The sequence below is a fragment of the Rhodovulum sp. genome (assembly GCF_011048875.1).
In the GTDB taxonomy this organism is placed as follows: Bacteria; Pseudomonadota; Alphaproteobacteria; order Rhodobacterales; family Rhodobacteraceae; genus Rhodovulum; species Rhodovulum tesquicola.
The window spans coordinates 1-2,427 of record NZ_DSDD01000349.1; the positions used below are offsets into that span (position 1 = coordinate 1).

Here is a 2,427-nt window from a genome sequence, read left to right on the forward strand (position 1 = left end):
CTCGACCGAGGTCAGGTTGCCCACCGGGAAACCGTTCTTGATGATCGAGGTGGGCGCGAAACTGTCTGAAAGCTGGCTCATGATGCCGCCCGCATTCTGGGCGCCGATATTGATCGACAGGGTATCGCCCAGCGGACCCACATCGACGTTCAGAACCCCCGTCACCGGGTTCCATGCCCCCGCACCGGCCGCGGTTCCGGCTGCGGTCAGGGTGACCGACTGGAGCGTGCCGCCATTGGCTTGGGTTGCGTCGAAGACCAGATCGTATTCGCCGATCAAGGCGCCGCCCTGGGCGGAGTCACGCAGTTCCATCGTCCATCTGTTGGAGGCGGGAGATGCGCCGGGAACGTCCGGCGAATAGGTCACCGCGATGCTCTGGGAGGTGCCGAGATTGTCGAAATACTCGACCGACAGGTTCAGCGGCGTCCCGGAGGCGCCGGGCTCGGTCTCGGTCGCGGGCAGGTTGACGCCCAGCGTGATCTCGGTGGTCGGTTCGGCCGCGAACTGGTTGGTCTGGATCTGCACCGGCCGCAAGCCGTCGGCCGTGTCCCGGGGATAGGGCGGGATCGTGCCGTCGGGGTTGGCGGGCCAGCCCATCAGGACAAGCCCCGTGGACGTCCGCAGGATGCCGTTGGCGTCGGTGCGGAAGGACCCCGTCGTCGCAAGATACATGGGGTAGTCGTCGGTGTTCGAGATCAGGGACGTTTCCTGCATCACCGGAAGAAAACCTCGCCCGCGCACCGCGAGATCGGTCGGATTGTTCGTCGCCTCGAGTGCGCCCGACTGGTCGATCATGCGCGTTGAGGTGATCCGCACGCCGCCGGCGGTATAGGTCCCGCGGTTGCCGTCCAGCACCATCGAGTGGAAATCGGTCTGCGCCCGCTTGTAGCCATAGGTCGACGAGTTCGCGATGTTGTCGGCAATGGTCGCAAGCCGGTTCGCATTGGCGGCAAGGCCAGAGACACCGGCGTTAAGCGAGGAGGAAATGGTCATGTGAGCGCCTTTCTGCAGCTTGATCCCCAGCCGACAGCACCGTTACACCCCGACATTTAACGCCCCCCTAACATCTAAAATCCCACCTAGTTCCCCGTGTCCGAGCGCAGCAGCACCAGTTCCAGCCGGTTGTTGCGCGGCGCCATCGCCACCGAGACGGCGGGCTTGCGGTCGGCATAGCCGGTGATCCGCTCGAACCGGTCCTGGCGCAGCCCGGCCTCCTCGAGCAGGCGGCGGACCGCATGGGCGCGCGCGGTCGAGAGATCCCAGACCGGGTTGTCGGCCAGAACGATGGGCCGGGCGCTGACATGGCCGGCCACCGCTACCTCGTTGCGCACCAGCGTGAAGGCCTGGCCGATGACCGCGATCAGTTCGTCGAGCACAGGCATCGCCTCGGTGCCGTCACCGACGAAGAGCGGCGCGTCGTCGAGGTCGAATATCTCGACGATCAGCCCCTCGTCGGTCAGGCGCGTCGCGATGTGGCGCAGCAATTGCTCGCTGAAGACGGTTTCGCCGCTCTTGCCGTTCAGCAGTTCCTCGATCTCGCGCAGGGCCTCGGCCTCGGCTTGGGCCAACGCGTCGTTCTTCTGCCGTGCGTCCTGCTCCGAGCCGACCTCGCCGCGGGCCTGCCGTTCGGGCGTGGGGCTGGGCTGGGCCGCGCCGGTCCCGGTCTGGGACAGGATGCGTTCGGAGAACACGCTGTCGCCGCCGAAGGCGCCCTCGCCGCCACCGGAGACCCGGTTGACCGGAATCGTGGGATTGAAATAGTCCGCAATCCCCTTGCGTTGTTTTTCCGTCGTCGCGTTCAGCAGCCACATCAGCATGAAGAAGGCCATCATGGCGGTCACGAAGTCGGCATATGCGACCTTCCACGCCCCACCGTGATGTCCGTCGCCGCCCACTACCTTCTTACGCTTGATGATGACTGGCGCGTTCGTACCATGCGCCATCGCACCACCTTCGTATTCGTACCCCACCGCTTTTCTAGTGGGCAGCCATGCCGATCGGGGTAACGCCGAAACTTGGCGGAATTCGGGCGGTAACGCGTGGAACTGAAGCCTTTTTTCGCGCATGTCCCGGGCCTGTTGCGGCCTGGACGTGCAGACGCGCACAGGGCCGGTGTTCCGGCTCGCCCTTGCGGCGCGCCGTCGCGGCGCCAAGCTTCGTGCGAGGGAAGGACGCGCGATGGAAGGGAGATGCGCGATGGCGGTGGAGGGTCAGGGCGCGGGTTCGGTTCACCATGTCGCCTTGGCGATGAGGCTCTGGACAAGTGGGGGCTGCCCGTTTAAACGACGATCAAGGCCCCAATAGCTCAGTTGGTAGAGCACCTGTTTCGTAAATAGGTGGTCGGCGGTTCGAGTCCGTCTTGGGGCACCATAATTTTCGCCTAAGCGGCTGAACTATAAAGAAAATATTTTGGCTCGGGTTTAACGC

Annotated in this window: 2 protein-coding genes and 1 tRNA gene; 1 reads left to right on the forward strand and 2 read right to left on the reverse strand. The window is 64.5% G+C overall.

Translation table 11 applies throughout. The features are described from left to right. Both ENN83_RS12260 and ENN83_RS12265 read right to left on the reverse strand, forming a co-directional pair. The coding region (locus ENN83_RS12260; protein WP_287187395.1) for a flagellar hook-basal body complex protein at window positions 1-993 on the reverse strand (993 nt) is incomplete at its 3' end. An 86-nt stretch (window positions 994-1,079) separates the two neighbouring features. Beyond that, the gene (locus ENN83_RS12265; RefSeq protein WP_287187397.1) at window positions 1,080-1,943 is read right to left on the reverse strand and encodes a flagellar motor protein MotB; all 864 of its coding nucleotides are present in this window, start codon (window positions 1,941-1,943) and stop codon (window positions 1,080-1,082) included. Window positions 1,944-2,294: 351 nt separating this feature from the next. On the opposite strand from ENN83_RS12265, the gene ENN83_RS12270 reads away from it, so the two are divergent. Continuing rightward, window positions 2,295-2,370: transfer RNA gene (locus tag ENN83_RS12270), tRNA-Thr, on the forward strand. Window positions 2,371-2,427: the final 57 nt, after the last annotated feature.